The 2,948-nt window shown below is 57.5% G+C and carries 2 protein-coding genes; one reads left to right on the top strand and one right to left on the bottom strand.

Annotated elements, in window-relative coordinates; all coding sequences use genetic code 11:
• A partial coding sequence (locus ACR0P8_RS09150; protein ID WP_432624767.1) for a hypothetical protein occupies nucleotides 1-218 on the top strand: 218 nt, incomplete at its 5' end.
• Nucleotides 219-713: 495 nt separating this feature from the next.
• Here the strand turns inward: ACR0P8_RS09150 and ACR0P8_RS09145 are convergent.
• Nucleotides 714-2,948: glycoside hydrolase family 3 N-terminal domain-containing protein (locus ACR0P8_RS09145; RefSeq protein WP_432624766.1), on the bottom strand; the 2,235-nt coding region annotated here is incomplete at its 5' end.

Below are 2,948 nucleotides of genomic sequence, written 5' to 3'. Positions count from 1 at the left end.
GAGCCAGAATCGAACCCTCCACAAAAAAAATTCATGAAGAGAACCAATTGAATGACTCTCACAATAAGAAAATTGACGATCGCCTTATAAGGAAAGGCGCATCGCACAAAAACCTCACCACCGTTTACCCGATCCCTCGGCACCACGGACCGAAATCCATGGCCGGTGATGAACTGGCAATCATTGACTATAAAGAAGTAGTACAAATACGCTCTTGAGTTCTCAAACCACCACCGCACCAGCAGACCGCCCCAAACTCAAGGAGCCAGGCCGCCGTGCTGAGCAGCAAGAGATAAACTTACACGAGAACCCGCGAACACGCAACCCGGCATCCACCGGCATGGCGTGAACCGTTGGAAACACTCGCATCCACCGGCGTGTCGAAAACACGCGCGACACAGGCCGGAACCACCGACGGGACCAGGATAAACCCTGAAGACAACGCCAGAGTGAACACGAAAACAACAACACACGGCGTGTCGGAATCGCAAAACCAAATGCGGATGAAGCGAAGACACAAACAATGCACCAATCTGCGCTATGGAATCCATAGCCTGGCGGTCTCACCAGTACAGTGCCGAACCAATACAGTGCCGAAGAAAGACTGCGCAGATCCGGACGGAGGCAATGGGAATGCAAAAAGCCGGGAGGCTCCATGTTTCACGGAGGCTCCCGGCTTGGGTTTCAATTATTGGTTTTCAGTTATCAGCCAATCACTCGGCCTGAGCGGGCTTGGCAGCCGACTCAACCGTGGCGACTGCCTTCTTGCGGTTCAGGTAACGCTTGATGGTCAGGAACTCCAGACCGATCACAAGCACCGCGGCCACACCCCAGACCACGTACATGGCGGTCTTCCAGATCGGGGTCGCGACCTTCGGCTCGCCATTCGCGTACTGCCAGCTATTGGCGGCCGTGTACAGGATGTTGTGCGCGGCCTGGCGCATGGCCTTCACGGAAGTGGCGGACTTGTCGGTGATGTGGTTGGTGATCTTGGTGGTAGCAAGCATCGAATCGTTGCCCGCACGCACTTCCTGATCGGCGTTCTGATAGCCGTAGCCGCCGAAGTAGTCAGTCAGGACGAAGCCCTTGAAGCCCCACTCGCCGCGCAGCACGGTCTGCAGCAGCGCGCTGTTAGCACCGGCATAGGTGTTGCCGATGTAGTTGAAGGAGCTCATCACGGCCTGGGCGCCGCCCTCCTTCACGCTCATCTCGAACGGCTTCAGGTAGATCTCACGCATGGCCTGCTCATTCGTCCACGTGCACAGCATCTCCGTACGCTTGGTCTCCTGGTCGTTCAGCGCGAAGTGCTTCATGAAGGAGTACACGCCCTTGGACTTGGCACCGGCGATCTCGCTGGATGCCATCACGCCGGAGAGCAGCGAATCCTCGGAGAAGTACTCGAAGGTACGGCCGGAGAACGCGTTGCGGTGGATGTTCATGGCCGGTGCGTACCAGCCAGCCACATGCATGTCGTGGGCCATATCGCCGATCATCTCGCCGAACTGCTTGGCGAGGTCCTTGTTCCACGTGCAGGCGAATGCGGTGGAAGCCGGGAAGCCGATGGAGCCAACGCCGGTGAAGTTATTGTTCAGCGATGCCGGGCCATCCGCATCGGTCAGCTGGATCTTGCCGACGGACTTCACAGCCTGGGTGCCGTAGCCGCCATTGGCGATGAGGTTGTCCATATCGTCGAAGGTGAGCTGGTCGAGCAGCTTGTCCCAATCGGCGTCGTCATAGTCCTTGCCGTACATATCGGACAGTTTCAGACCATTCTTGGCACCGGTGGTCGGCATCTTGTCGGAATCCTTGTCGAACTTCTTCGGATCGTAGTTCGTGTTGTTATAGAAGGTTTCCTTGGCCTTGTCGGACATCTTGAAGTTGGTCGGCGCGGCGGTGGCCTCCTTGTAGTTCGCGAAGTGACCGGCACGGGACAGGTACGTCACATCGCCCGCCACGTCATCGAACTGGTTCGTGGCCACGGTCTTGTCGCCGTTGTGCGTATTCGAATCGGAATCATAGGTGACGGTGTCCTTCACGGTGACCGCCTTGTGGTCGATCACGTGGTGCGAATCCGACTGGATGGAGATGTCGTAGTCGCCCTTCTCCAACACGTACGCCTTCGCGTCCCTGTAGTCGTAGGACGCCATGTCGTCGTCATCGAACTCGACCTTCACGGTCTGGGACTCGCCCGGCTTCAATTCCTTGGTCTTCTCGAAGCCCGCCAGGTTCCTGGACGCCTTCTCGATGCCGCCGTCGGTGTACGGCGGGTTGTAGTAGACCTCGACGACGTCCTTGCCGGCCTTGTCGCCGGTGTTGGTCACGGTGGCGGTGACGGTCACCTTGCCGCCCTTGTACTTCACGCTGTCGAGCTTCTGATCGAAGGAGGTGTAGGACAGGCCATAGCCGAACGGGAACGCGACGGTGTCGTCGTAATCGATCAGGCCCTCGTCCGAAGCGGTCTCATAGAACTTGTAGCCGACGTAAATGCCTTCGGAATAGTTCACGAAACCAGGGATAGCGGTGACGTCGTCACCGGTGAAGCCCTTGTACTTGGCCGCCTTGTCGGTCATGTTGGTGTATTCGTACTTGCCGAAGTTGTTGTACGTCACGGACTGGGTCAGATCGTTGAGGAAGGTGTCGGAGGTCTTGCCGGATGGGTTGGTCTTGCCGGCGAGCACCTCGCCCAAAGCGGAGAAACCAGTCTGGCCCGCAGGCGGACACCACACCACGGACTGAATCTGCGGATAGTCCTTCAGGAAGTCGAACTGGAACGTGTTCGCGCCGTTGTACACCAGAGTCACTTTCTTGAAGTTCTTGGTGACCAGGTCGATCATGTCGCGCTCGGTCTTCGACAACTGCAGGAAGCTCTCGCCCTTCTGGAAGTCCTCGTAGTCCTTGGAATTGTTCTTGTAGGTGATGCCGTCGGCCTTCATGTCCGTCGGCAGGTC

This window comes from Bifidobacterium sp. (assembly GCF_050874245.1).
GTDB lineage: Bacteria > Actinomycetota > Actinomycetes > Actinomycetales > Bifidobacteriaceae > Bifidobacterium.
This window is presented reverse-complemented; position numbering and strand designations above follow the sequence as displayed.